General features: G+C 35.2%; 2 protein-coding genes. Both read right to left on the bottom strand.

Annotation, left to right across the window (positions count from 1 at the left end; all coding sequences use genetic code 11):
* Positions 1–163: 163 nt before the first annotated feature.
* On the bottom strand, positions 164–316 hold the full coding sequence (locus tag ACIQYG_RS26845) for a hypothetical protein (RefSeq protein ID WP_164855079.1): 153 nt from the start codon (positions 314–316) through the stop codon (positions 164–166).
* Between the two features lie 627 nt (positions 317–943).
* Positions 944–1,408 (bottom strand): hypothetical protein, encoded by a 465-nt coding sequence (locus ACIQYG_RS26840; RefSeq protein ID WP_402844631.1) that lies wholly within the window; start codon positions 1,406–1,408, stop codon positions 944–946.
* Positions 1,409–1,552: the final 144 nt, after the last annotated feature.

Genomic DNA, 1,552 nt, shown 5'->3' with positions numbered 1-1,552 from the left:
TTGACACTCATGCATCATACAAGAGGGCTCTTTTTCTTTCAAGACCCCGAACATCCTTCTAACAGGAATGCTGCCCCGATAGTTCCATAAAGAAAGATCTGCCTTAAAGACAGCTCTGATCTTCAGCTAAAGCACCGTTATTGCTCTATTCTGACTAACCACTTCACCAAATGTTCTTTATTAAGCGAATCATCATTCTTGGTATAAACATTAAGATGTTCCAAGCCACTTCAAAAAAGATTGAATCCCTAAGCTCAATTAGGATTTCTTTAAAAAAGCCGTTCTGCTTTTCTTTTTTTCTTTTTTTATTTTTCATCTGTCTAACTCCCAATCACTCAATTCTTGTTGCAATAAATAGTTTGACACTCCTTTACTTCATAAATTAATCCATCAGCAAGGTCTCAATCTTTGTTTAACTATTCTGCCCCGATAATTCCATAACAAAAAGAGCTGCCAAAGCAACTCTCTTATTGAAGTAAAGCACCCGTTAAATCATAAGGAAAATTTACTGCAGTAACTTTGAGTCTTTTACAAGAAGTAGAAATCCCTTTTATTACTTTTTAATTATTTAAATTTGTCAGGGTGTTCTACATAGAACTCTAAATACCCACAGTTAGAACAAACATAAGGAGATACTTTGCTGTAAATTTGACTATCCGTGAAAAAACCTCTTGGTTCTTTATTTATCTGAAATTCTCCTTGAATTCCAGAAATATAGGCTCTCGTAAGTTCGTTGCCGCATTTGCTACAAGTTTCCATTGTTTATCATCCCTTATCGTTATCGTTTCCTACCCGTATTACTCTCTTTTATACGATTTCTAAATTTATAAAGTTTCAATCCTTAACAAACCTGTCCCGGTAGCTGCATAAGAAAATGCTACCTTAAAGAGAGCTTTGAACTTCAGCTAACGCACCCGTTAGTTAAAAATGACTCCATTTTTACTTAACATTCATCTGGCTTTTCATCAAGTACCCAAGGGATATCAGCCCCAAATTCCAACTGAACGACAGGATTAGGGAAGCATTCTGGCACAAACTCTAGGTCGTAAGAAAAACCTATTGTGAAGTTCTTTATACGCACTGTATTAGTATCATTCCAGGTAGACATTGTACACAATTCCCCTTCTAACACTTTGCCAACTAAATGATAAATACCTATGTATGCACGTATTCCGCATTCATTTGTAGGATAATTAGAGAGATGTCCTGGTTTAGTAGGAATAATTCCTAGTGTACTGAATACATTTGCTACGGAAGTATCTATATACTTACAAGCTGCCACAAAATTGTTGCAGTATAGACAACTACATACCTCTATACCTTTGTTATAAAATTCTCGGGTCTTATCAATATAAACTTCTAATAACCAATTCTGTATTTTAATCTGTTGCAGCATTTCGACACCCACTTCTTTGAAATCTCCTGATACACCTTTATTCGGTTAACATTTTAAAATACCTTGTTGAACTCCCTCAGTTTGATGCGAATATCTCTCGAATGCTCACTTATTCGCAGGATTTCACAACCCTTTTAATTAGACTTATGGGTAAAT

It is taken from the genome of Peribacillus sp. NPDC096622 (genome assembly GCF_044762665.1).
GTDB classification, from domain to species: Bacteria; Bacillota; Bacilli; order Bacillales; family DSM-1321; genus Peribacillus; species Peribacillus frigoritolerans_B.
This window is presented reverse-complemented; position numbering and strand designations above follow the sequence as displayed.

Excerpts from the sequence above, each read along its gene's own strand:
- ACIQYG_RS26845 (WP_164855079.1), bottom strand. The coding sequence starts at position 316 with ATGAAAAATAAAAAAAGAAAAAAAGAAAAGCAGAACGGCTTTTTTAAA.